Raw genomic sequence first — 21669 nt, forward strand, 5'->3', positions numbered from 1 at the left:
ATACCAACGGTCAGACAATTATTAAACAACCATTATTAATTGTTTTGATTTATCTTGCCATTGAATAAAAGCTGCGTTGATTGTGAACAATATTAATTTTCATCGCTATTTATACCTTCGCCCGCCCAAAAATACAAATAACAAACTTCTTTAAATAAAACCAAAGATGCCTGAATGGTATTGCGTTGTACAGTTCCAACTGTAAGTTTTGTTTTGCCGCCAAGCCCTTAAGAGACATGAACCCATAACTTTCTGCACATTCATGTCAAATATATGGGTCTTGACCTATTAGCCAGCAGTTATCAGGCAATTATCTCCACCCGGGTTATCTGGTTGTGCGGCCATAGAGGCAGCCCCATACCCTGCCGCATTGAATGAATGGTGGGTATTTTTCTCAACCGAGGCATCTTTTCGCCTCCCCTAGAGAATGGAATTGAATCATGCGACAACAAATGCAGACCCTTGCTGCAGCGCTTGCGATGGCGGTGCCTGGCTTGTCCAGCGCCGCGTTCGTTTCTGGTGCGGTGAATTACAACTTCAGTTCGATCTATTCCGGGACCTCGGAAGAGCTCAGATACGATGCCAATGGGGCGCTGTATAGCGATGAGCCAGTACTGCTGATTTGCATTGACCATTCCACACAACCGCCTTTTGCCAACGCCGCCACACCCGTCCCCCAAGCCCAATTTGACACGGAAGCGGGCGCCAGCGCCATCAAGGGCGCCTCAGGAGCGGCGGGTGAGGCAGCGATTTACTGGCTGCTCGACCAGTACTACCTCAGCTATTACAAGAATGGGAGCGTGGAGCAGCGGCGAGCCCTCCAGTATGCACTGTGGGAGCTTGGCAACGACTACGACGGAAGCGCCGCCAGCATCAACATCAGTGCAGGCGCATCCCGTCCTGCTTCAGAGAACGTCATTGAGTATGGCGGCTCGGACCAAGCCGCATTTGTAAGCGCGTACAACTCCTTGTACGACGCCATGAAGGCCAGTCTGCCGACGCTGCGTACCTCCTACCGGTCCGGCACCTACACGATGGACCTGTTTCGCAATCGCGATCCTGCCTACCAGCACATGGTGGCCTTGATCGAACGCGCACCACCGAACACCGTACCGATTGCCGAGCCGACGATCACCGGCACCTCGCAGGTCGGCTCCACCGTGACCGGCAGCTACACCTATGCGGACAACAACAACGACGTTGAAAACCCCAGCGGTACCACCTACCAGTTTGTGACCAGCGCCAGTCCCAGCATCAGCAGCTCCAGCGACGGCACGGTAGTGGCGAGCGGAACAACCGGAGGTGCAAGCCAGACGCCCACCTACACCTTGCAGCCAGCGGACCAGGATAAAAATATCTTTTTCTGCGTCAGGCCAGATGCACAAACCGGCGCAACCCCCGGGCTGGAGGTCTGCACTACCGCGCTGGGCCCGGTGACCGAGCTGCCACCCAATGTGGTGCCCACGGCCGTCCCGTCGATCACCGGCACACCCCAGGTCGGCTCCACCGTGACCGGCAGCTACACCTATGCGGACAACAACAGCGACGTTGAAAACCCCAGCGGCACCACCTACCAGTTTGTGACCAGCCCCAACCCCAGCATCAGCAGCTCCAGCGACGGCACAGTAGTAGCGAGCGGCACCACCGGGGGGGCAGGCCAGACGCCTACTTATACCCTGCAAGCCGCAGACCTGAACCAATATGTCTTCTTCTGCGTCAAGCCTGCCGCGCAAACCGGTGCAAGCCCTGGGCTGGAGGTGTGCACCAGCCCTGTAGGGCCGGTCACCACCCGCGTGGTGCAGCAGGCGCCAACACCGGTGCCAGGCTTGGGCCCCTGGGCGCTCATGGGCTTGACACCGCTGATCGCCCTGCTGGGGATCCGGCGCCAGCGCAAGCACATCGGCTAAATACCATCGCCGATCACGGATAGCCATCGCAAGGTGGCTTTTTCATGTCCACGCATGCTGGGCAGATGTGCCGGCGGCTGGCTCAGCCCGCATGTTCCTTTGCGGGTAGTTTATGGTCGGGCGCAGGCACCTTGACCCAAAGACCACCAAGGCAAAAGCGCCGGAGCTGTGTTGCACAGCACACGGCGCTCTGCGCGACATGATCGACCTTAAGCAGTGGCCTTCGGATACACAAACTGGGGCAGGCCCTGCAAGGTCTCCTTGCTCGCATCGGGGAGCAGCAAGCCGTACTTGCCCACTTTGAAACGCGAGAACTCAATGGCGACATCGTAGGTGCCCAGGCCCATAAAGCCGCCAATGCCGACAATGGCAAAAATAAGATTGTCTTCCTTGCCGACGATCACATCATCCACGGTACCAATTTCCTGGCCGTTGGTATCGTGCACCGGCTCGCCGATGAACTCTTTCCTGACGCTCCAACCCGTTGCCAGAACCTCAGCCCCCCGGGGCGAGATCGCAAAAGGTGTATGGATGGTGACTGTTTCTTGGTTATCCATAGATCCACCACAAAAATTGATGCAGGCTCAAACTGTAGCAATCTTTACGTGCACTTGTGCCCTCGCCAGGCCAACTCTCAGCAAAAAGGCGTGGCGTCTGACAATAGCGTCTAACACAGCTTCAACGCCCATGAAATCCCCAGAATACGGGATAGTAAATACTTGCAAATGCGATACATTTGTTTGCATTCCACACACATGGAGATTGCGATGAAAACATTGCTGTGCGCCGGCGCCCTGGCCCTGGCCGTCGGGGGCTTTGCCTCGGCCGCGAATGCGGCGTTGGTGCAGTGGACCCTGACAGACGTGAAGTTTGTCGATGGCGGCACCGCCTCTGGCTCCTATGTGTTTGATGCCACCACCCAGACCTTTAGCGCCATCAATGTGACCGCCACGAGCACGGAGGGCATACCGGCTGCCAGCTTCAGCAATACCTGCGATGGCTCCAACTGCGACGCCTACCTGCCCGACCCGGCACAAAACATGATCTTTGTGCCTGCTGACACCAGCGATCTGACGGGCAAGCAAGTCATTTTGCTGGACCTGCAAAGCCCGATGACGGATGCCGGTGGCACGATTGCGATCAAGCCGCCTGAAGCAGAAGCGGCAGTCACGGTGGCACTACGGAACAAGGCCTTTTCCACCTTCTGCCCCGATGCCACCTGTTCAGGCCCAGGCGCCATGCGATTTATCGCCTCGGGTGAGGTGGTCGGTCGTGCGGTGGTAGTGCCTGCCGTGGCTCCCACCCCGGTGCCCACCCTGGCCCCATGGAGCCTGGCCTTGCTGTCGCTGGTGCTGGCACCCATCGCCTGGATGCAGCAACGCCGCCAACGCGCAGTGGCAAAGCCAGCGCGGCGCTGAGCCAGGCACGGTCCCCGGCTACTGCAACGGGGATAGCCTGGGGCGCTTAGCCGGCGTTGCGGCTGGATTCAAACAGGAACCAGGTGCGGCGCTCGGTCTCGTCAATCCAGTTTTCCAGCAGGCTGGACGAGGCAATGTCGCGGTGCTCGTCGGTCACGTTGTGGGCTTCGCGCAGGCGGGCGGCGAGCTGCTGGTTGTCCTCACGCAGCTCGGCCAGCATATCGAGCGGATCGACATAGTCGGCATCGTTGTCGCTGATGCGCTGCAGGCGCGCGATGTGGCCAATGGAGCGCAAGGTCGTGCCGCCCACTTTGCGGATGCGCTCGGCAATCGCGTCGGTCATCGCATAGAGCTGGTCGGCCTGTTCATCGAGCAGCAGGTGGTAGTCACGGAAGTGCGGGCCGCTCATGTGCCAGTGGAAATTCTTGGTCTTCAGGTAGAGCGCAAACACATCGGCCAGGATGCCGTTGAGGGCCGCGCTGATGTCCTTGGTGGCCCCGGCATCCAGATCGCTGGGCGTTGCCAGCGGGGCCTTGCGGCGGGCTTTGATATCCGTTTTCGTGCTGCGTTCAGATTTGGCCATGGTGTACCTTTCAAACAAGCATTGAAGACAAACGAAGCGAGAGCGAGTGGCGCCAGCGGCCAGTATCTGGCCCGATGATGGCAGCCAGATGGCGGCGCGCATGTTGTTCAGCTCTCTTATTCAGAGAGCCACTAGCTTCATACCAAAGCAGAGAAAACCCTGTCAGCCAATGCCGACGATAGGGGGCTATGCACGCCCATGCTTGACACAGATCAGCGATCGAAGCCCGGCGCGCTGCGGTAAGGGTTCTGAAAGATCGCCTCGACCGGCAGCTCAAACACCACGCTGATGCGGTAGGCCAGGTCCAGCGACGGGTCGTGCTTGCCCGTCTCCAGCGCGTTGACGGCCTGGCGCGATACCCCCAGGCGCTGCGCCAGATCGGCCTGGGTCCATTGGGCCTGGGCGCGCAGCGTACGCAGATGGTTGTCCATCTCAGCTGCGCAGCCGCATCACGCCAGTGACGAGCCCCCAGACCAGCCAGAACAGCGGCACCACCAGCCAGGCCGGTGCATGGGGCGCTGCGGCATAGCTCTCGCCAAAGCCCCAGACGCTGCACAGTATCAGCACCAGGCCGCAGGCGATCACCACGCTGCGGACGGCCTGCGCGCGCTGGTACTCGTCCGCTGCCTGTATCCACTGCAAGGACGCACGCAGCTGCGCGGCAATCGGCAGCGCAACGGACAGCGCCAGCAGCCAGGCCGCGGGCGTGCCAAGGATGGCATCAAAAACGCCCACGATGACCAGCGCATGGAGGGCGCAGTACAGGCCCATCCACAGCGCTGTGCGGAGGAAGTAGGCGCGCATGCTGGGGCTGGGGTAAGGGGGAGGAAGAGCGTTATGCATGGTCAGGATAAAGCGAGATGTAAAGTAAACCTGACTTTAGCAAATGTCAGGTTTACTTGTCAATGGCTGCCTGCATCGCAGACCACACCTTCGGTGCAGCCGCAAGCCACGCCCACCCCACCCTCCACCGTTGACAAGGCCACTGCAGGCAGCCTGCCCGCACCGGAGCAGCAGCAAAATGCCACAACTCTGTGGACAATTATCAAAAGGCATCCCTGGGCAGCGTTGGTAACAGACGCGGACAATTCGATTTGAAATAATAAAAAATCAATTGAATTCTTGGATGCCATTTACGATGTTTTTCCGGTCCACACCACAGCCCCAAGCCTGGCTTGCCAGCTCGCTGCTGGCGACAGCCATGGCCGTCTGTGCCCTGCCGGCGCAAGCCCAGAGCCCCGTCACCATCGACTGCAGCCCCAACTCGCTGGCGCAGCTCAACACCGGCCAGCCCAGTGCATCCAACCCAGCCATCGACGGACGTTGGCGCTTCCAGTACCTGGCGGCCTACGCGGGCAGCTCGCCTGCCAACTGGGGCAGTTTTGGTGATGCAGCCATCGTCACCAGCCGCAACGCGAGCTGGACCAGCACGCCAGCCAACAGCAGCACCGCGCAGTGGATTGGCCTCAATGCCTGGGGCGGCCAGCCCTACATCGATGGCGCCAACTTTGGCAATATCGATGGGCTGTTCCAGGTACAGTTCAACCTCGACCCCAGCGTGTCTCTGGGTAGCTTTCAGCCCTCGATGACCTACAGCGCCGACAACTCGGTGGTGGATATCTTCATCAACGGCCAATCGCAGCTGGCACGCGGTGCGGGAACCTGGGGTCTGCCCCAAGCGGGCAGCGCCAACCAGTTTGGCTACAACGGCTTTGGCAGCTCTCGCTGGCTCACCATTGCGATGGCCTCGCCCGATTGGCAGGCAGGGGCCAACACCATCACGGTCTATGTCAAAAGTGGCAACCCCGCCATGGGCTTTGCCGCCGCCATCGCAGGGGCCAATGCCTGTACCGCCAATGAGGCGCCCAGCGCCATCCCTGCCGTCAATGGCCAGCCCGAGGTCGGCCAGACGCTGACCGGCAGCTACAGCTATGCCGACACCGAAACCGACCCTGAAGATGGCAGCACGGCAGGTACGCGCTACCAATGGGTGCGCAGTGCCAATGCCGACCTGACCCAGGCGGCCCAGGGTACGGTGCTGCAGTCAGGCAACACGATGGGCGCATCGGGCACGGTGACCTACACCACGCAAGCGGCCGACGACAAGGCCTATCTGTACTACTGCGTCACCCCCGTGGCCCAGCGTGGCACCCTGGTGGGTGCCGAGGTCTGCAGTGCCGCCTTTGGGCCGATCAAGACCACGACGCCGCCGCAACCGGCCACGCCCAAGGCAGTTCCGCTGCTCGATATCTGGGCCTTGCTCGGTCTGTCGGGCCTGGTTGCCGGATGGGGCCTGGCGCGTGCACGCAAACGACCGCAGGCCTGATGCCAGCCACCTGCGGGTGGCTTTGTGGTGGCGCTGGCGCTGCGTTGCGCCTCAGAGCTGAAAGGCGACTGCGCGCACCAGCCCCTCCCCTACATCGCGCCACCAGCCAGGGGCGCGGTAGGCGTAGGGGGAGCTTTGCGCCATCTGCTGCTCAGACCACTGCTGCAGCCAGGCGATGTCGGGGGCGCTGTAGAAGGCGGTCATCGCCTCGTAGTTCAAGAACAGGCTGCGCCCGTCGAGGTTGGCCGATCCGCACAGCCCCATGCGGTCGTCCACCACCACCACCTTGGCATGCACCATGTGGGGGGAGCAAAATACCTCTGCCCCCGCCAGCACCAAGGCGCGCAACGCGCGCTCGCGCGCCCAGTCGGCCAGGCGGTGGTTGGAGCGCTGGGGCACCACCACGCGCAGGTGCACGCCGCGCCGGCAGGCCAGGCACCAGGCTTCGAGCAGCGCGTCATCGGGCACAAAATACGGGCTCACCAAGGTGATGGAGGTCTGCGCATGGAAGGCGCTGGCCAGGTAGAGCGCATGCAAGGTGTCGTCGGCATGGTCGGGCCCGCTGGGCAGCCACTGCGCCCAGGCCTGGTCCCCGCCACCCAGCGCCATCGCCGGCGACAGCCACACCGGGCGGCGCCGCCCTCGGGCTGCACGCCAGTCCGCCTCGAACTGCGCCGTCACCACACCGGCCAAGGCCCCTTGCACGTTGAAGCTCAGGTCCACCCAGGCCGGGTGCCCGGCGCTGCTGGGCAAAAAATACTCATCGGCCAGATTGCGCCCACCGCTCCAGACATGCACGCCATCGGCCACGGCCAGCTTGCGGTGGTTGCGCAGGTTGCTGCCGCCGCGAATGGGCTGGAGCATCGGCACCATGAAACGGCGCACCAGCACGCCCGAGCGCCGCAACTGGCGCAGCCGCGACGGCAGCAGGCGCCAGCAGCCCACGCCATCGAGCAGCAAGCGCACCTTGACGCCGCGCGCCGCTGCCTGCTGCAGCGCCGTGCCAATCTGGCGCCCCACCACATCGTCGGCAAACACATAGGTGCACAGGTCCAGATTGCGCTGGGCATGCTCGATCAGCCGCAGCAACTGCTGCAGGGCCTGCAAACCATCCTGGTGAAACACCACCTTGGCATTGGGCTGGGCGGCATCGAGCTCCATGCTCGCCAGCAGCTGGCCGGCCCAGGCCGGCACCTGCTTGGGCACGCTGCTGCGGCGCTGCCCGCTGTTGGGGATGACCGCATGCGCCGGGGGCCGCACCGCCTTGCGCGGCCCGAACACCAGAAACAGCGGCAAAAAGAGATAGGGAAAGGTGACCATGCCCAGCACCCAGCCAATGGCCGATGCCGGGTGGCGGCGCTGGTGGCCGGCGCGTGTGACCAGCGTGTAGACCAAAAGCGCCACCATCACCGCAATCGTGTGGCCCAGGCCGGACAGGACGGTCACGCGCAGCATCTGCTAGCCCCCGTCTGCTGGTGCAGGGCTGCGGCTTGGCAGGCAGGTGGCCGGGCCCATCAGAGCAGATCGAGCACCCGCTCGGGCGGGCGGCACAAACGGGCGCCCTTGGCGCTCACCACAATCGGCCGGTTGAGGAGCTCGGGGTGGGCGGCAATCTGCGCGATCAGCTCGGCATCGCTCAGGCCTTCGAGGCCCAGGTCCAGTTCCTGGTAAATGGCTTCCTTGCTACGCATCACCTCGCGCACTGGCAAACCCAGTTGGGCGATCAGCGCCGCCAGATGGGCGGCATCGAGCTGGGCATGGAGGTAGTCAACAACCCGGGGCTGGATGCCGCGCGCCTCAATCAGCGCCAGCGCGCCGCGCGAATTGCTGCAGCGCGGGTTGTGGTAGATGGTGATCGTGTCTTCTGGGGCCATGGCCCCGATCTTATTACAGAGAGGCTTCGAGCTCGGGCATGATGATGCGCGCCTTGGTCAGCGCCATGCCCAGATTGGCAGTGCGTCGGCAGACCAGCACGGCCACATACTCGGGGTTGGTCTTGCCGCGCATGAAGATGTGGATCAGGTTGTCGCTGTTGACGATGATCTCCTGGAAGTAGTGGTGGCCGTCGTCCTGCAGGCCACGCGACTTCTTGAACATGCGCTCGATCATCGAGACATTGGGGCCGTTGAAAAGGTCGGCCGTTGCAGCGGCCACCAGGTCGATCACCTCGCGCGGGTGCGAATCCACCGTGCGAATGGCCAGCAGCATGCCGGTGGCCACGTCGACATAGCCGGCAGCCAGGCATTCGGGCACAAAGGTGGCGACTTTCTGTAAAACGGTATCCATGGACATGAGTTGTGTTCCTTCAAAGTGGGTAGGTCAAGGGCCGACGCCAAACGGCGATCAGCCCATTTTTTCCAGCAGCATTTCCTCGTACGCCAGCAGCGCTCTCTCCTGCTGCTCGGACTGCACGTACTGCGGCTCGATCTCGCGCACACGGCGCAGCGCTTCTTCGGCGGTGACGCCTTCAAATACCAGCCAGGCGGCCAGCACGGTGCCGGTGCGGCCCAGGCCTGCCAGGCAGTGCACGGCCAGCACGTCACCGGCCAGCAGCAGGCGTTTCATCTTGAGCATCAGCATCTGCAGCTGCGACACCGAGGGCGGCTCGCGGTCATGCACGGGCAGATGCACATTGCGCAGGCCGTTGCGCGCCAGCGCCGCCTGGTCGATGTCGTTTTCGGTGAGCGACACCAGCACGGTGATGCCGCAGCGCTTCAAGGCCTGCATGTCCACATCGGTGTCGTTGACCACCCCTGGCAGCGGCGTGCCCGCCAGCTTGCCGGGCACCAGCCAGGCAAAGCCGCGCGGCCCGCGTGCGCCAGGCACAAAATATTCGGCCGCCAGCACCGGATTGGCCAGCACCAGATCGGGCAATACCGCGCGCTGGCTTTGGCGTGCGGCCTGCGCAGCGGTGGGCGCCGGCGCGGCAACAGTGACAGGGGCTGGCTCGGCCTGCATGGCCTCTTGCACCGTTCGCTGCGGGGCCACCACCGCGCAGCTGCCGCTGCGCACAAACTGCTGGCCGGCGGGTGAATAAGGCGCAGAGAAAAAGCGCTCGGCGCGGCTCGTCTCCTGCACCGCGCCGCCGGCCAGCAGCAGCACATGGTCGGCCACGCGCTGGGCGTGGCGCTGGTTGTGGGTCACCAGCAGCACGGCGCGCTCCTGGGAAATGCGCTTGAGCAGCTCCAGCAGCAGGTAGCTGTCGTAGTCCTGCAGGTCGGCGGTGGGCTCGTCACACATCAGCAGCGCAGGCTCGGCCGCGGCCTCGCGCAAGATGGCAATGGCGCGCTGGTGCATTGCCGACAGCTCGATCGTCGTGCGCGCCAGCAGCGGCTGGATATCGGCAAAGCCCATGCGCTCCAGATAGGCCTCGCACCAGGCACGCCGGTCCAGGCCGGAGCGCGGATGGCTGTGTTGCAGCAGTTCGGTCAGCGAATCGAGCACGCTCGATTGCATCAGGCGCACATGCTGGCGCACCAGCTGGGGCCGGTGCGTGCCTGCCAGCGGCTGGCCGGCATAGCGCAGCTGCCCCCATTGCACAAAGCGCGGGTTCTCGTCATTGAGACCGGCCAGGCTGCGCAGCGCGGTGGACTTGCCCCCGCCCACCGGCCCCATAAGGGCTGTCACGGCGCAGGGCGCAATCTGCAGTTGCAAGCCGGAGAGGATGACCTTGTCGCCATAGGCCACGCCCCAGTTGTCTGTTTCCAGAACGGGTGTTGGTGTTTGCACGCGATGGGAGCCGCTGGGCGGCAGTGGGAGGTGGACAGGGAGCCAAGCCGGGCACGACCTCAGCGCGCCTGCCATCCGACCGAGCGGATGGTGACCATCCCGGTGATTCAAAAAACGAAACACCAATAGTCAATTAATGTTTCAAAAATGAAGTTTAGGGGGAAACCCGAAGTGATTGTTTGATCCAGATCAAATGCGATATAGGTCCGCTATGGATCCGGCGAGAACACCACAGAATTGCCAATTATTGCGGCCACAGCGCGCTGTGGGTGGACAGCACATGGCAAGCGCATAGCCGGACCTGCCCGCTGCGTCAACAGACAGGCAAAGACCCAGGAGCCGAGGACTCTCAGCGCGCAGCCGAGCTGCGCATGGTGCGGATCAGCAAGATGACCGGCACCAGCCCCACCAGCACCAGTGCCAGCGATGGCAGCGCCGCCTCTCCCAGGCGCTCATCGCGTGCCAGCTGGTAGGCGACGACGGCCAAGGTGTCGCTGTTGAAGGGCCGCAGCACCATCGTCGCGGGCAGCTCCTTCATCACATCGACAAACACCAGCAAGGCAGCGGTCAAGGCCGAGCGGCGCAGCAGCGGACCATGCACGCGGGCCAGCAGGCCGGCGCTGCCCACGCCCAGCATGCGCGCCGATTCATCGAGGCTCTTGGGAATGCGGGTGTAGCCGCTTTGCAAGGCCTGCAGCGCAATGGCGGTAAAGCGCACCAGGTAGGCCCAGATGATGCCGGTCGAGGTGGCGGTGATCAGCGCCGGAAAGCCCCATTGCGGAAACGCCTGCTGCACCCAGCCAACGGGCAGCAGCAAGCCCACCACAATCACCGCGCCAGGCACCGCATAGCCCAGGCTGATAAGGCCCACGGTGCTGCGTGTGACCCAGTCCTGGCTGCGGCGTGCAGCGTAGGCGGCCAGCATCGCAATGGCCACCGCCAGCACGGCGGTGATGGCGCCAAAGCGGATGCTGTTGCCCGCCCACTGCACAAAGCGGTCCAGCGGAATCACCGACCAATCGGCCGCCAGGGGACGCAGCATGAACATGACGGGCAGCACAAAGCCCAGCAGCACCGGCAGACCACAGACCAGCCAGGCAGCCAGGCAGCGCGCGCCTTGCAGGCGGTAGGGCTGGGCCTCGGCCGATGAGGCGCGCCCCACCCCGCTGGTGACAAAGCGCATGCGCCGCTGCGCGCGCAGCTCCAGCTGCAGCACCACCAGCACCAGGACCAGCAGCATCGTGGCCAGCTGGGCGGCAGCACTGCGGTTTTCCATCGCCAACCAGGCCTTGTAGATGCCGGTGGTAAAGGTCTGGATGCCAAAGTAGCTCACCACGCCAAAATCGGCCAGGGTCTCCATCATCACCAGCGCCACCCCGGCCACCACGGCAGGTCGCGCCATCGGCAAGGCCACCGTCCAGATGCGGCGCGGCATCGACGCGCCCAGCAGGCGCGCGGCCTCCATCAGGTGCGCGGCGCGCTCGCTCAGCGCCGTGCGCGCCAGCAGGTAGACATAGGGGTAGAGCGAGACCACAAACACCAGCACGGCGCCGCCCAGCGACCGCACCTCCGGCAGCAAGCGCCCTTCCCAGCCAAAGCTGGCACGCATCCACACCTGCAGCGGCCCGCTGAACTGCAGAAAGTCGGTATAGGCATAGGCCGTCACATAGGCCGGCATCGCCAGCGGCAGCAGCAGCAGCCACTCCAGGGTCTTGCGGCCGCGAAAATCGAACAAGGTCACCACCGCCGCGCACAAGCTGCCCAGCACCGCCGCGCCCAGCGCCACCATCAGGCCCAGCGCCACCGTTGTGCGGATATAGCCGGGCAGCACCGTGGCAAACATCTCCCGCACCACGGCAAAGGCATCGGCGTCATTGCCCGCCCCGGGCAGCCAAGCGCTAAAGACCGTGAGCACTGGCAACACCAACACCAGGGCAATGGCTACGAGCAGCAGCTGACGACGGAAGCGGGCAAGGTTTTGCAAATGCGAATCACTGACGGGCCAAAAGCTGGCGATTCTACCTGCGCCCTTGCGAAGGATCCTCTGCATAAATCCCTGCCATGGCCTGAACGCGGTCTCGGGCGATCCGCTGCGTTGTCTCCCTTGTCAATAGCTACGGCTATTCACTGCGAAAGACGCCTTGCGGCTCATCCCGATCTGCGTCCATTCCATCGGGCGAGGGTTATGCAAAGCATCCTTATGCCCTTGCCATTGGGCGGCCCTCTACAATGCCACCATGTTTCTTGAGGTCTCCCAACTGAATGTGCGCTACGCCGGGCGCCCCCAGCCTGCCGTGGCGCAGGTGTCCTTGCAGCTGCAAGCTGGCGATATCGGGGTGCTGATTGGTCCCTCGGGCTGCGGCAAGACCACCTTGCTGCGCGCCGTGGCCGGGCTGGAGCCCATCAGCGGCGGCGAGATCCGACTGCAAGGCCAGGTGGTCAGCAGCACCAGCACCAGCCTGCCGCCTGAGAAGCGCCGCATCGGCATGGTGTTCCAGGACTACGCCCTCTTCCCGCATTTGAGCGTCGGCAAGAATGTGGCCTTTGGCATCCACCAGCGGCCCAAGGCCGAGCAACAAGCGCGCGTGCAAGAGGTGCTGCGCCTGGTGGGGCTGGAGAACAGCGCTGCGCGCTACCCGCATGAGCTCTCGGGCGGCCAGCAGCAACGCGTGGCGCTGGCCCGGGCGCTGGCACCCGAGCCGCAGCTGATGCTGCTCGATGAACCCTTCTCCAACCTCGATGTGGATCTGCGCGAGCGCCTGGCCCATGAGCTGCGCGACATCCTCAAGGCCGCACGGGCGACCGCCCTCTTCGTCACCCATGACCAGCTCGAAGCCTTTGCCATTGGCGACCAGATCGGCGTGATGGAAAGCGGCCATCTGCACCAATGGGCCGATGCCACGACCCTGTTCCAAAAGCCGGCGAGCCGCTTTGTGGCCAACTTTATTGGCCATGGCAGCCTGCTGCCGGCCAGCCCGCTGCCTTCTGCACAGGGCTGGCAGCTGGACACCCCCCTCGGTTCCATTGCCACGCCTGAGGCCCCAGAGGCCTGCGATGTGCTGCTGCGCGCCAGCGAGGTGGTGTTTGACCCGGCATCGCCCTACCGGGCAACCCTGCTGCGCAAGTCGTTTCGGGGATCGCAGTTTTTGTACACCTTGCAGCTGCCCAGCCAGCAGCTGGTCTACGCCCAGGTCTCCAGCCAGCTGCAGCATGCGCTGGGCGAGAGCATTGGCCTGCGCGCCCAGCCCGAGCACCTGGTCTGCTTTGCGCCCGAGCACTGAGAACCTGTTCAATGACTCAAGCCCCGTTACGCGCGGGTCTCAAGCCCAACAAATCTCGTCCGTATCAGCGCTGCACCTGGCGCAACTGGTCCACTGCCGCCTGCAGCTCGGCCGACCAGTCGCGCCGGTTGCGGCCTGCGCTGCTTTGCGGCTCGCCATAGTTGAGCTGGGCCACCAGCGGCGGGGCCGTCACCGTGCGCCAGATGGAGCCCAGCAGGCTCTCATCGCCGACATAGCTGGGGGCGCTGCTCATGCGGCCGCTGTGCTTGTCGTAAAAGCACAGGCCCAGCGGCAGCACCGGGGCCTCAGCGGCAATCGCCGATTGCAGCAGGTTCGCATGGAAGGGTAGCAGCTGCTGGCCATCACCGGTGGTGCCTTCGGGAAACACGGCGACCATATCGCCGTTGCGCATGGCCTCTTCCATGCGGCTGACGGTGCGCATCGCATCGCGCCGGGAGTTGCGCTCGATGAACAAGGTGCCCGCAGCGCTGGCGAGCCCGCCAATCACCGGCCAGGCCTTGACGTCGGACTTGGAGACAAAGCGGCAGTGCCGGGCCGCATGGATGGCCGGAATATCGAGCCAGGACAGGTGGTTGGCAACAATCAGCAAGGGGCCCTGCTGGGGCACGGCGCCCAGCACGCGCAGCTCGATGCCGCAAAGCTGCATGAGCTTGCCGGCCCAGCGCTCCACCGCGCGGTTGCGCTCCTCATGGCCCATGCGGCCAAATTTCAGCCAGATCGTGATGACCCCGGTGGTGATATGCCCGCCCATGCGCGCAAGACGCCACAGGCCGATGAGGGAGCGAGTCAGTACGGGCATGGAGGGTCTATAGCGGCTCAGTTCGGGTGGCCCACGTCAGGCACATCCAGACTGCGCATGAACTGTTCAAGAATGATGCAGGCCGAGGCCGCATCGGCGTCGCGCGCGCCGTTGGCCAGCGCTTCGGTGGTGCTGTAGCGCTCGTCCACCTCGAACACCAGCAGGCCAAAGCGCCCCCGCAGCTGGCGCGCAAAACGCAGCGCCAGCGCCGTGTTCTCATGGGCGGCGCCATCGGGGTGAAAGGGAATGCCGACCACCAGCGCATCGGGCTGCCACTGCGCAATCAGGCTCTCCATCGGGGTAAAGCGGGCTTTTCCTTCGGCATGGATCGTCGGCAGCGGCCGGGCCGTGCCCAGCATGCGGGTGCCAAAGGCAGCGCCGGTCCGCTTCATGCCAAAGTCAAAGGCGATAAAGCTTTGCATGCGCGCAGCCTCGGCCAGCAAAGGCTTGGTGGCCGCGTCCGTCATGCGCGGCCTGCGGCGGCAGACAGGGCCCAGGGCTGCACACCCAGCAGCGCCAGCGCGGTGTCATAGCGCTCGGCCACAGGGGTGTCAAAAATCACGCCGGCATCGGCATGCACCGTGAGCCAGGCGTTTTCGGTGATCTCCGACTCCAGCTGGCCTTCGCCCCAGGTCGAATAACCCAGCGAGACCAGCACCCGGTGCGGGCCGGCGCCGGTGGACAGCGCTTCGAGCACATCGCGCGAGGTGGTCATCTCCAGCCCGCCGGGAATGGTCAGGGTCGCCGAGTACGCCGACTCATCGGCGGCGCCCGACTCGATCACGATCCGATCGTGCAGCACAAAGCCGCGCTCGGTGTGCACCGGGCCGCCCTGGAACACGGGCTCGAGCTCCAGGTCCTCACGGCGCAGCGGCAGGTCGACCTTGTCAAACAGCTTGCCCATCGTGATGTCCGAGGGCTTGTTGATGATGATGCCCAGCGCGCCTTTTTCGCTGTGCTCACACACATAGACCACGCTGCGGCCAAACATCTCGTCTTGCATGCCAGGCATCGCAATCAGAAAGTGGTGGGTGAGGTTCATGGTCCCGGAAGTGTCAGTCTCAGCGCTCATGGGAACCATTGTACGGGCAGGCTGCCGCCCTTTTGTCTGCACAGCCCTCTGCATGCGCTGCCTGGCGCGCATAAAAAAAGGGCTGCCCGCAGGCAGCCCTTCTGGCAGGAGCCCTCCACCCGATCAGTGCAGCGTGCCGGCGTCGGCCGCCTTGATCTCGTGGTCCAGCACGCACTGGCGTACCAGCGACAGCAGCACCTCGTCGGCATAGGGCTTGCCCAGGTAGTGGTCCACGCCCAGGCTGGCGGCGTGCTCGCGGTGCTTGTCGGCAATGCGCGAGGTGATCATCACCACCGGCAGGTCGTTCATCGCCGCATCGGCACGGATCTCGCGCACCAGCTCGAAGCCGTCCATGCGCGGCATCTCGATGTCCGACAGCACCATGACCGGGCGCTCTTCGCGCAGACGGTCCAGTGCCTGCAGGCCATCGGCAGCCAGTGCCACCCGGTAGCCTTCGCGCTGCAGCAGGCGCTGCGTCACGCGGCGCACGGTGATGGAGTCGTCGACCACCAGCACCAACGGCGTCTGCACCACTTGCTCGGCCAGCTCGCGCACCGGTGCCTTGGCCACCTCGGGGTGCACGGCCGCCTGGGCAATGCGCTCGGCGATCTGATCGCCATAGACGGTGTACAAAGCCACCGGGTTGTAGATCAGCACAATCGCGCCCGATGCCAGCACCGACATGCCTGCCAGGCCTGGCAAACGCGCCAGCTGCGGGCCCAGGTTCTTGACCACGACTTCCTGGTTGCCCAGCACTTCATCGACGTGGACCGCCACCCGCTTGGTCGCTGAGCGCAGGATCACCACCGCACTGGTCTTCTCCGGCTCCTCGTTGCTGCGCAGGTTGCCCTGCAGCAGCGCGCCGGCAAAGTAGAACGGCAGCGCCTGCTCGTTGTCGGTGTAGATACTGTTGGCATGGGCCTGCTCGATCAGGGCCTTGGGCACGCGTCGCACATACTCCACCAGGTTGGCCGGCACGCCGAACTTGATGTCGCCCGCTCGCATCATCACCACCTGGGTGACGGCGGTGGTCAGCGGCATCACCATCTGGAAGCGCGTGCCCTTGCCCGTCTCCGAGGTGGTCACGATGTGGCCACCCAGCGACTGGATCTCGGTGCGCACCACGTCCATGCCGATACCCCGGCCCGACAGCTCGGACACCTCGGAGGCGGTGGAGAAGCCGGGCGCAAAAATCAGCTGCGCGGCCTGGTCCACATCGAGCGGCTCGTCGGCCGTGATCAGGCCCGACTGCACCGCCTTGCGGCGAATGGCATCGAGCTGCAGGCCGGCGCCGTCGTCGTGGATGGACACGGCGATATCGTTGCCTTCCTGGCGCACATCGATGGCGATGGTGCCCACCGGCTGCTTGCCCTGGGCCTTGCGCTCCTCGGGTGATTCAATACCGTGGGCCACGCTGTTGCGCAGCAAGTGCTCGAACGCCGGGGTCACCCGGTCCAGAACGCCGCGGTCGATCTCGATCGAGGCGCCGGTGATGTCGAGCTTGACCTGCTTGCCCAGCTCCTTGGAGATCTGGCGCACGATCGCATACAGGCGCTCGGAGATGGAGTCGAACTCCACCATGCGCGTGCGCAGCAGGTCGCGCTGCAGCTCACGGGCTTGGCGGCCCTGGGCAATCAGATCGTCTTCGGCGCCTTCGGCCGTACGCTGCAGATTGCGCTGCACGGTGCCCACGTCGTTGACCGACTCGGCCATCATGCGGGTGAGTTCCTGCACGCGGGTGAAGCGGTCGAACTCCAGCGGGTCAAAGCCCGAGTCCGAATCCTTTGCCAGCGCCATGCGCGACTGCATCTGCGACTCGGCCTGCATCTCCACATCGCGCAGCAAGGTGCGCAAGCGCTCCAGGTTGCTCGACATGTCCTTGATGGACGAGCGGATGTTGCTCAGGCGCATATCGAGGCGCGAGCGTGCAATCAGCACCTCGCCTGCCTCGTTGACCAGGCGGTCGAGCAGCTGCGAGCGCACACGCACCGACTGGCCGGCCGCGGCGCGCACCGGCGCCATGCGCAGCATCAGCGGCTTGTGCTGGACACCAGCGCCTGCGTCGGCCGTATCTGCCGCATGCGCAGCCTGCTCGGCACCAGCGCTTTCCTGGGCAGCTGGCGTGCTGGCGGCCACTTCAGCCACCACTTCGCCCATCTCGGTCGCGGGTGGTACCTGCTGGGGCAAGGCGCCTTCTGCCAGCACCTGGTTGCCACGCTCTTGCAGGCCGACAAACTCGTGCTGCAGGCCGTCATAGCGCGCCAGCAGAATCTCGATGTCCTGGCTGGTCAGGTTTTCCGTGCCAATGTCCTCGACCTCGGACTCCATGCGGTGCGACATCTCGCCCAGGCGCATCGCGCCCGCCAGCCGTGCACTGCCCTTGAGGGTGTGCAGATGACGCAGCACTTCGCCGCGCGGGGGCAGGTACTGCGCGTCGGCCGACCATTCCCGCAAGGCCGCGCCTAGCTTGGGCAGCAACTCCTGCGCTTCTTCCTCGAAGATCAGGAACAGGTCCGGGTCGATGACGTCGACCACTTCGATCGCATCGTCGTTGCGCAGCTCCAGCATATCGGGCAAGGCGGCTGAGGATACCGCTGCAGGCGCAAACGTGCGCACCGGCTCGGCCGCCGCAGGTGCGTGCTCGCGCAGCTCGGCCAGGCCCGAGGGCTCGGCGTCGAACTCGGCCATGCCGTAAGGAGGATGCAGCTGCGAGTTGACTTCCTGGTTGGCGATATCGACCAGGTCCTGCACAACGATCTCGCTGGCAGGTTTGACAAAACCGGCTGCCAGTTGGTGCAGCAGCTTGCGAATCTCCGAGCCCGCCGCCTGACAGGTATTGAGCCAGGAGACCTCCGGGTTGGAGAAGTTGTGGATATGGGAGAGCGCATGCTCGAGCGCGCGTGCCAGCTCAGACAGCGAGCCAAAGCCCACCGTGGACGAGCTGCCCGCCAGCGAATGGGCATAGGCAATCGCATCTTCGGGGAAGTTGCGGTTGGGCGCCTGGGCCCAGGCGTACAGCACCTTCTCCAGGTTGTGCGACCAGTTCTCCGCCTCTGCCAGGTAGACATTGAAGAGCGCGGTACTGACACCCAGCACATTGGCCACCTCGGCAGGCTCCTCGTTGTCCGCCACGGCCGGGGCTGTCGGGGCGGCATCCGGCGCCAGCGCTTCTACCAAAGCCTCTGGCTGCACAGGCACTTCGGGTGCTTCCTGCGCTGCAGGCACTTCGGCAGGGGCTTCCGGTTCGGCGGGTGCTTCCAGCTCGGCGACGGCTTCGGGCTGCAGCACCGCCTCAGGCTCCGGCACAGCGGCAGGGGCCAGCGCTTCGCCCAGGCTTTCTGCCGCGGTGTCCACGTGCTGCGCTTGCTCGGGCTGTGCAACGAGCGGGGTTTCCACCGCGCCCGTGGCCACTGCAGGCAGCACCAGGTCGGCGGGCACTTCCAGCCAGGTCTGGGGCTCGGCCACAGGTTCTTCGGGCAGCGCTTCCAGCTCGGGCAGCATGGTGTCTGCAAACTCTATGGAGTCGAAAGCGGTGGCGGCAGGCTGCGCGGAGGGCGCAGATGACTCAGGGGCAAGGGGCAGCCCCGTCAAATCCAGCGAAGGCAGCTCCAGCGGCAAGCGGGTCGGTGCGGGATCGAGCTTGGCTGCCTCGTCCTCGGCCACAAACTCCAGGCCGGCATCCATCGAGACAAAGTCCAGCGCGCTGTCATGGGGCTGCAGCGACTCGGGGGCCTGCACAGGGGCAGTCTTGGCCTCGGCACTGGCCATGGCCTGCGCGAACTCGGAGAAGTCCACTTCCTCGGCGCTTTCGGGCGCCATGGCCAGCGGCACCAGACCCGAAGGCGTGGTGAGTTCCGGCGCGGGCGCCAGTGCAGCGGGTGGATTGAGCTCCAGGTCGATGCCGTCGAGCGGCCATACCAGCGCGGGCGTTGCCTCGGCCTGGGCCACAAGCGCGGGGGCATCGTCCTCCACCGGCAGCTCCAGCTCGGCCAGGGCCTGGGCAGTCTCTACCGCGTCAGGGGCATCGGCCTCCAGCGCCATTTGCTGCGTATCGTGGGGCCATTCCTCGGCCTCGGGGGCCTGGCCTGGCTCGGCGGGCACCACCAGTGGCAGGTGCAGGCCATCGATGCGCATGGCATCGGCCGAGATGCGGAAGATCTCGGGGTTCCAGGTGGACTGGCGCTGCGCGCCAATGTCCTCGGCCCAGCGGCCAAAGCCGGTCAGTGCCTCGGCGCTCAGCGCCAGCAGCGGCGCATTGGCCGGCTTGTGCTCGGCCAGCCAGCTGTTGAGCACCTGCTCCATCGACCAGGCGGCATCGCCATACTGGACCAGCCCGACCATGCGCGAGCTGCCCTTGAGCGTGTGGAAGGCGCGGCGCAGGGTCGTCAGCGCCTCGGCATCGGCCGCGTTACGGCGCAAGGACTGCAGCGCCTGGCCGCCGGTCTGCACGACCGACTGGGCTTCTTCCAAAAAGATTTCCAGCAGCTCTTCGTCCAGCGATTCATCCGATGCCTCTGGCTGTGCTGCAGCGACCACCACCGGCGCGGGCGCCGGCGCTGGTGCATGCACCGGCGTGGGCGCAAAAAACTGCAGATCGGGCGCGAGCACCGCAGGCGCCTTGGGCGCCGGAGCGGGGCTGGCATCGAACAGCGGCGCCGGAATGGTGGGCGCAAAGTAGACGGAATCGTCTTCCGGCTCTTCAGGCACCGCAGGCGCTGCGACCGGCGCTGCTGCCACAGGCACAGGGGCAGGTGCGACATCGCCGGCCTTTTGCGTGCCCATCACAATGCGCAGCTCGCCGCTGGTCGCATCAAACACAAAGAGCTTGCGCGCCAAGGTGCGCTGGTAGCCCAGCATGTCGAGCAGGAAGCCCAGCGCGCCCAGGCTGTTGCCCAGCTTTTCGAACACGACCGGCTTGTCCTCGTCGGCCACCTGGCCGGCCGCGAGCTGGTCCACCACGGTGCGCAGGTGCTGCGTGGCAGCAACGGCCTGGTCCAGGCCCAGCACCGACAGCACGCCGCGCATCTGCGACAGCGAACCGGTGACGGTGCCCAGCATCGAGACATCGTCGGGGTTGCGGAAATACTGGTCCAGGTGCTTTTCGGCCTCGGCCAAGGTGGAGTGCAGTTCATCGACCACGCTGCCCATGGTCTGGTGGTCGCTGACGCGGCGGTACAGCTCCTCGACCCAGGTCTCCAGCGGCTCGGGTGGCTGGTCGGCCAGCACATGGTCCAGGCGCTGCGCCAGGCGGTCGGCGCGCTCGCGCATCAGCGCGGGCTTGACATCGAGCGACTCCAGATTGGCCTGCAGGTACAGCACGGCCGTGGCCACTTCCATGGCCATCGGCGTCGACGGTGGCGTGCTGGTACTCACCAGCCGCTCGGTGACGCGGCCCAGCGCTGCACCCAGCTCGTCGGCACCGATATGCAGCTTGTGCAGCGATTCGCGGATCAGGTGGAACTGGTCGGCCACCGGCTTGATCTTGTAGCGGTCGCCATCGGCAAGCGACGACCACAGCTCGGCAGCGGACTCCAGGCGCTTGCGCGCCTGCGCCAGCACGGCCGGGTCATACTGGCCAAACCGCTCCTGGCCGTAGTTGACGCCTTGCAGTGCTTCCGTCTGCAGGCTGACGCGCACCGCTTGGAGCACCGCCGCCTTGGCCTCATCGGGGCCCTGGGCCACGGCACAGAAGAAATTCAGCTCATGCTGCAGGCCCTGGTCCACATCGCTGCTACCCTTGGCGTGCGCTGCGAACTGCATGATGACCCGCGACGCCGAGCGCTTCACATAGAGGTCGGGGTCGAGCAACTTGTACGCGAGCGCGTCAAAGAAGCCTGCGGCCACCTTCCAGAACAGCTTCAGGGGTTTTTGCGTCTGGCCCTGGGCCAGGCCCAGGCAGACGGCTGTCAAATCCTGCGCAGCGCGGCTGTCGGCAGACTTGATGATCTGCAGCATGTCCGAGTCCAGGCGCTCACGCGCGCTGCGGTCCAGCGGCAGCGCGGCCACGGCCGGGGTCAGCGGCTCCTGCTGCGCTTGGTCGCCATGCCACAGGTCGGCCGGGTGGACGCGCTCCACGCCGGCAAAGGCCTGCATCTCTTTGTACTGCGGAAACAAGGCCACAAAGGAGACGTTGCGGCCCTTGAGCACATGGCTCAGGTACTCCAACAGCGCAAACGAGGTCTTCTCCATCAGCGCCACCGATTTCTCGGTGCACAGATGGGGCTTGGCCGCAAAGCGCTGCGCGGCCACCTCCATCAAACCCACCAGCTCGGCGGCCTGGTCGACACCCACCATTTGCAAGGCACCCTTGACCTGGTGCAGGTACTGCTTGGCCACGCGGATACCGGTGGTGTCGATAGCCTCCAGATCCGATACCTTGGCCGCTTCCACATCCCGGCTGTAGCGAAGCAATGCCTTGACCGTGGATTCCAATGACCGGCGTACCTCGTCATTGATCCACGCCAATGGCCCGAGATCCCTCTCTTCTGTTGGCTGTGCGTTTTCCGCTTTATTTTCAATAGCTATAGACATGC

17 protein-coding genes are annotated in these 21669 nt (G+C 64.6%); 4 read left to right on the top strand and 13 right to left on the bottom strand.

The features are described from left to right. Positions 1–440 precede the first annotated feature (440 nt). Positions 441–1907 carry an IPTL-CTERM sorting domain-containing protein gene (locus ACPEE1_RS18825; protein WP_116924654.1) on the top strand — a complete coding sequence of 489 codons (1467 nt, stop codon included), beginning with the start codon at positions 441–443 and terminating at the stop codon, positions 1905–1907. Between the two features lie 209 nt (positions 1908–2116). Here the strand turns inward: ACPEE1_RS18825 and ACPEE1_RS18830 are convergent, their stop codons facing one another. After that, the gene (locus ACPEE1_RS18830; protein ID WP_116924653.1) at positions 2117–2464 is read right to left on the bottom strand and encodes a PRC-barrel domain-containing protein; all 348 of its coding nucleotides are present in this window, start codon (positions 2462–2464) and stop codon (positions 2117–2119) included. A 210-nt stretch (positions 2465–2674) separates the two neighbouring features. On the opposite strand from ACPEE1_RS18830, the gene ACPEE1_RS18835 reads away from it, so the two are divergent. Continuing rightward, entirely contained in the window at positions 2675–3325 is a 651-nt protein-coding gene (locus ACPEE1_RS18835; protein WP_423934393.1) for an IPTL-CTERM sorting domain-containing protein, read from the top strand. A 46-nt stretch (positions 3326–3371) separates the two neighbouring features. Here ACPEE1_RS18835 and ACPEE1_RS18840 read toward each other — a convergent pair whose 3' ends face one another. The 3 genes from ACPEE1_RS18840 to ACPEE1_RS18850 form a co-directional block, all read right to left on the bottom strand. Continuing rightward, entirely contained in the window at positions 3372–3908 is a 537-nt protein-coding gene (locus ACPEE1_RS18840) for a Dps family protein (RefSeq protein ID WP_182345069.1), read from the bottom strand. A gap of 212 nt (positions 3909–4120) precedes the next feature. Continuing rightward, a complete protein-coding gene (locus ACPEE1_RS18845) occupies positions 4121–4339 on the bottom strand; it encodes a helix-turn-helix transcriptional regulator (RefSeq protein ID WP_116924650.1) in 219 nt (72 codons plus the stop codon). 1 nt (position 4340) lies between these two features. Then, complete coding sequence (locus tag ACPEE1_RS18850) at positions 4341–4751, bottom strand: hypothetical protein (protein ID WP_423934396.1); 411 nt, start codon at positions 4749–4751, stop codon at positions 4341–4343. 358 nt (positions 4752–5109) lie between these two features. On the opposite strand from ACPEE1_RS18850, the gene ACPEE1_RS18855 reads away from it, so the two are divergent. Beyond that, the gene (locus ACPEE1_RS18855) at positions 5110–6234 is read left to right on the top strand and encodes an IPTL-CTERM sorting domain-containing protein (RefSeq protein WP_133248062.1); all 1125 of its coding nucleotides are present in this window, start codon (positions 5110–5112) and stop codon (positions 6232–6234) included. 51 nt (positions 6235–6285) lie between these two features. Here ACPEE1_RS18855 and ACPEE1_RS18860 read toward each other — a convergent pair whose 3' ends face one another. The 5 genes from ACPEE1_RS18860 to ACPEE1_RS18880 all read right to left on the bottom strand — a co-directional run bounded on the left by ACPEE1_RS18860 (position 6286) and on the right by ACPEE1_RS18880 (position 11947). Then, entirely contained in the window at positions 6286–7689 is a 1404-nt protein-coding gene (locus ACPEE1_RS18860) for a phospholipase D-like domain-containing protein (RefSeq protein WP_116924647.1), read from the bottom strand. A 59-nt stretch (positions 7690–7748) separates the two neighbouring features. Continuing rightward, a complete protein-coding gene (gene arsC / locus ACPEE1_RS18865) occupies positions 7749–8108 on the bottom strand; it encodes an arsenate reductase (glutaredoxin) (protein ID WP_116924646.1) in 360 nt (119 codons plus the stop codon). A gap of 13 nt (positions 8109–8121) precedes the next feature. Beyond that, on the bottom strand, positions 8122–8526 hold the full coding sequence (locus ACPEE1_RS18870; RefSeq protein ID WP_116924645.1) for a hypothetical protein: 405 nt from the start codon (positions 8524–8526) through the stop codon (positions 8122–8124). 51 nt (positions 8527–8577) lie between these two features. Next, a complete protein-coding gene (locus ACPEE1_RS18875; protein ID WP_423934403.1) occupies positions 8578–9963 on the bottom strand; it encodes an ATP-binding cassette domain-containing protein in 1386 nt (461 codons plus the stop codon). A 349-nt stretch (positions 9964–10312) separates the two neighbouring features. Continuing rightward, positions 10313–11947, bottom strand: coding sequence for an ABC transporter permease (locus tag ACPEE1_RS18880; RefSeq protein WP_423934405.1), 1635 nt, complete (start codon positions 11945–11947; stop codon positions 10313–10315). Between the two features lie 253 nt (positions 11948–12200). On the opposite strand from ACPEE1_RS18880, the gene ACPEE1_RS18885 reads away from it, so the two are divergent. Next, positions 12201–13244, top strand: coding sequence for an ABC transporter ATP-binding protein (locus ACPEE1_RS18885; RefSeq protein ID WP_182345064.1), 1044 nt, complete (start codon positions 12201–12203; stop codon positions 13242–13244). A 64-nt stretch (positions 13245–13308) separates the two neighbouring features. Here the strand turns inward: ACPEE1_RS18885 and ACPEE1_RS18890 are convergent, their stop codons facing one another. The 4 genes from ACPEE1_RS18890 to ACPEE1_RS18905 form a co-directional block, all read right to left on the bottom strand. Then, entirely contained in the window at positions 13309–14064 is a 756-nt protein-coding gene (locus ACPEE1_RS18890) for a lysophospholipid acyltransferase family protein (RefSeq protein WP_182345063.1), read from the bottom strand. 17 nt (positions 14065–14081) lie between these two features. Next, positions 14082–14531 carry a Holliday junction resolvase RuvX gene (gene ruvX / locus ACPEE1_RS18895; RefSeq protein WP_116924640.1) on the bottom strand — a complete coding sequence of 150 codons (450 nt, stop codon included), beginning with the start codon at positions 14529–14531 and terminating at the stop codon, positions 14082–14084. Continuing rightward, positions 14528–15136, bottom strand: a complete 609-nt coding sequence (locus ACPEE1_RS18900) for a YqgE/AlgH family protein (protein ID WP_021027281.1) — start codon at positions 15134–15136, stop codon at positions 14528–14530. The genes ruvX and ACPEE1_RS18900 overlap by 4 nt, the downstream gene beginning before the upstream one ends. A gap of 123 nt (positions 15137–15259) precedes the next feature. Further along, positions 15260–21667 (bottom strand): Hpt domain-containing protein, encoded by a 6408-nt coding sequence (locus ACPEE1_RS18905; protein WP_423934411.1) that lies wholly within the window; start codon positions 21665–21667, stop codon positions 15260–15262. Positions 21668–21669 lie beyond the last annotated feature (2 nt).

The sequence above is a fragment of the Comamonas sp. 23 genome (assembly GCF_049601575.1).
Classification (GTDB): domain Bacteria; phylum Pseudomonadota; class Gammaproteobacteria; order Burkholderiales; family Burkholderiaceae_C; genus Comamonas; species Comamonas squillarum.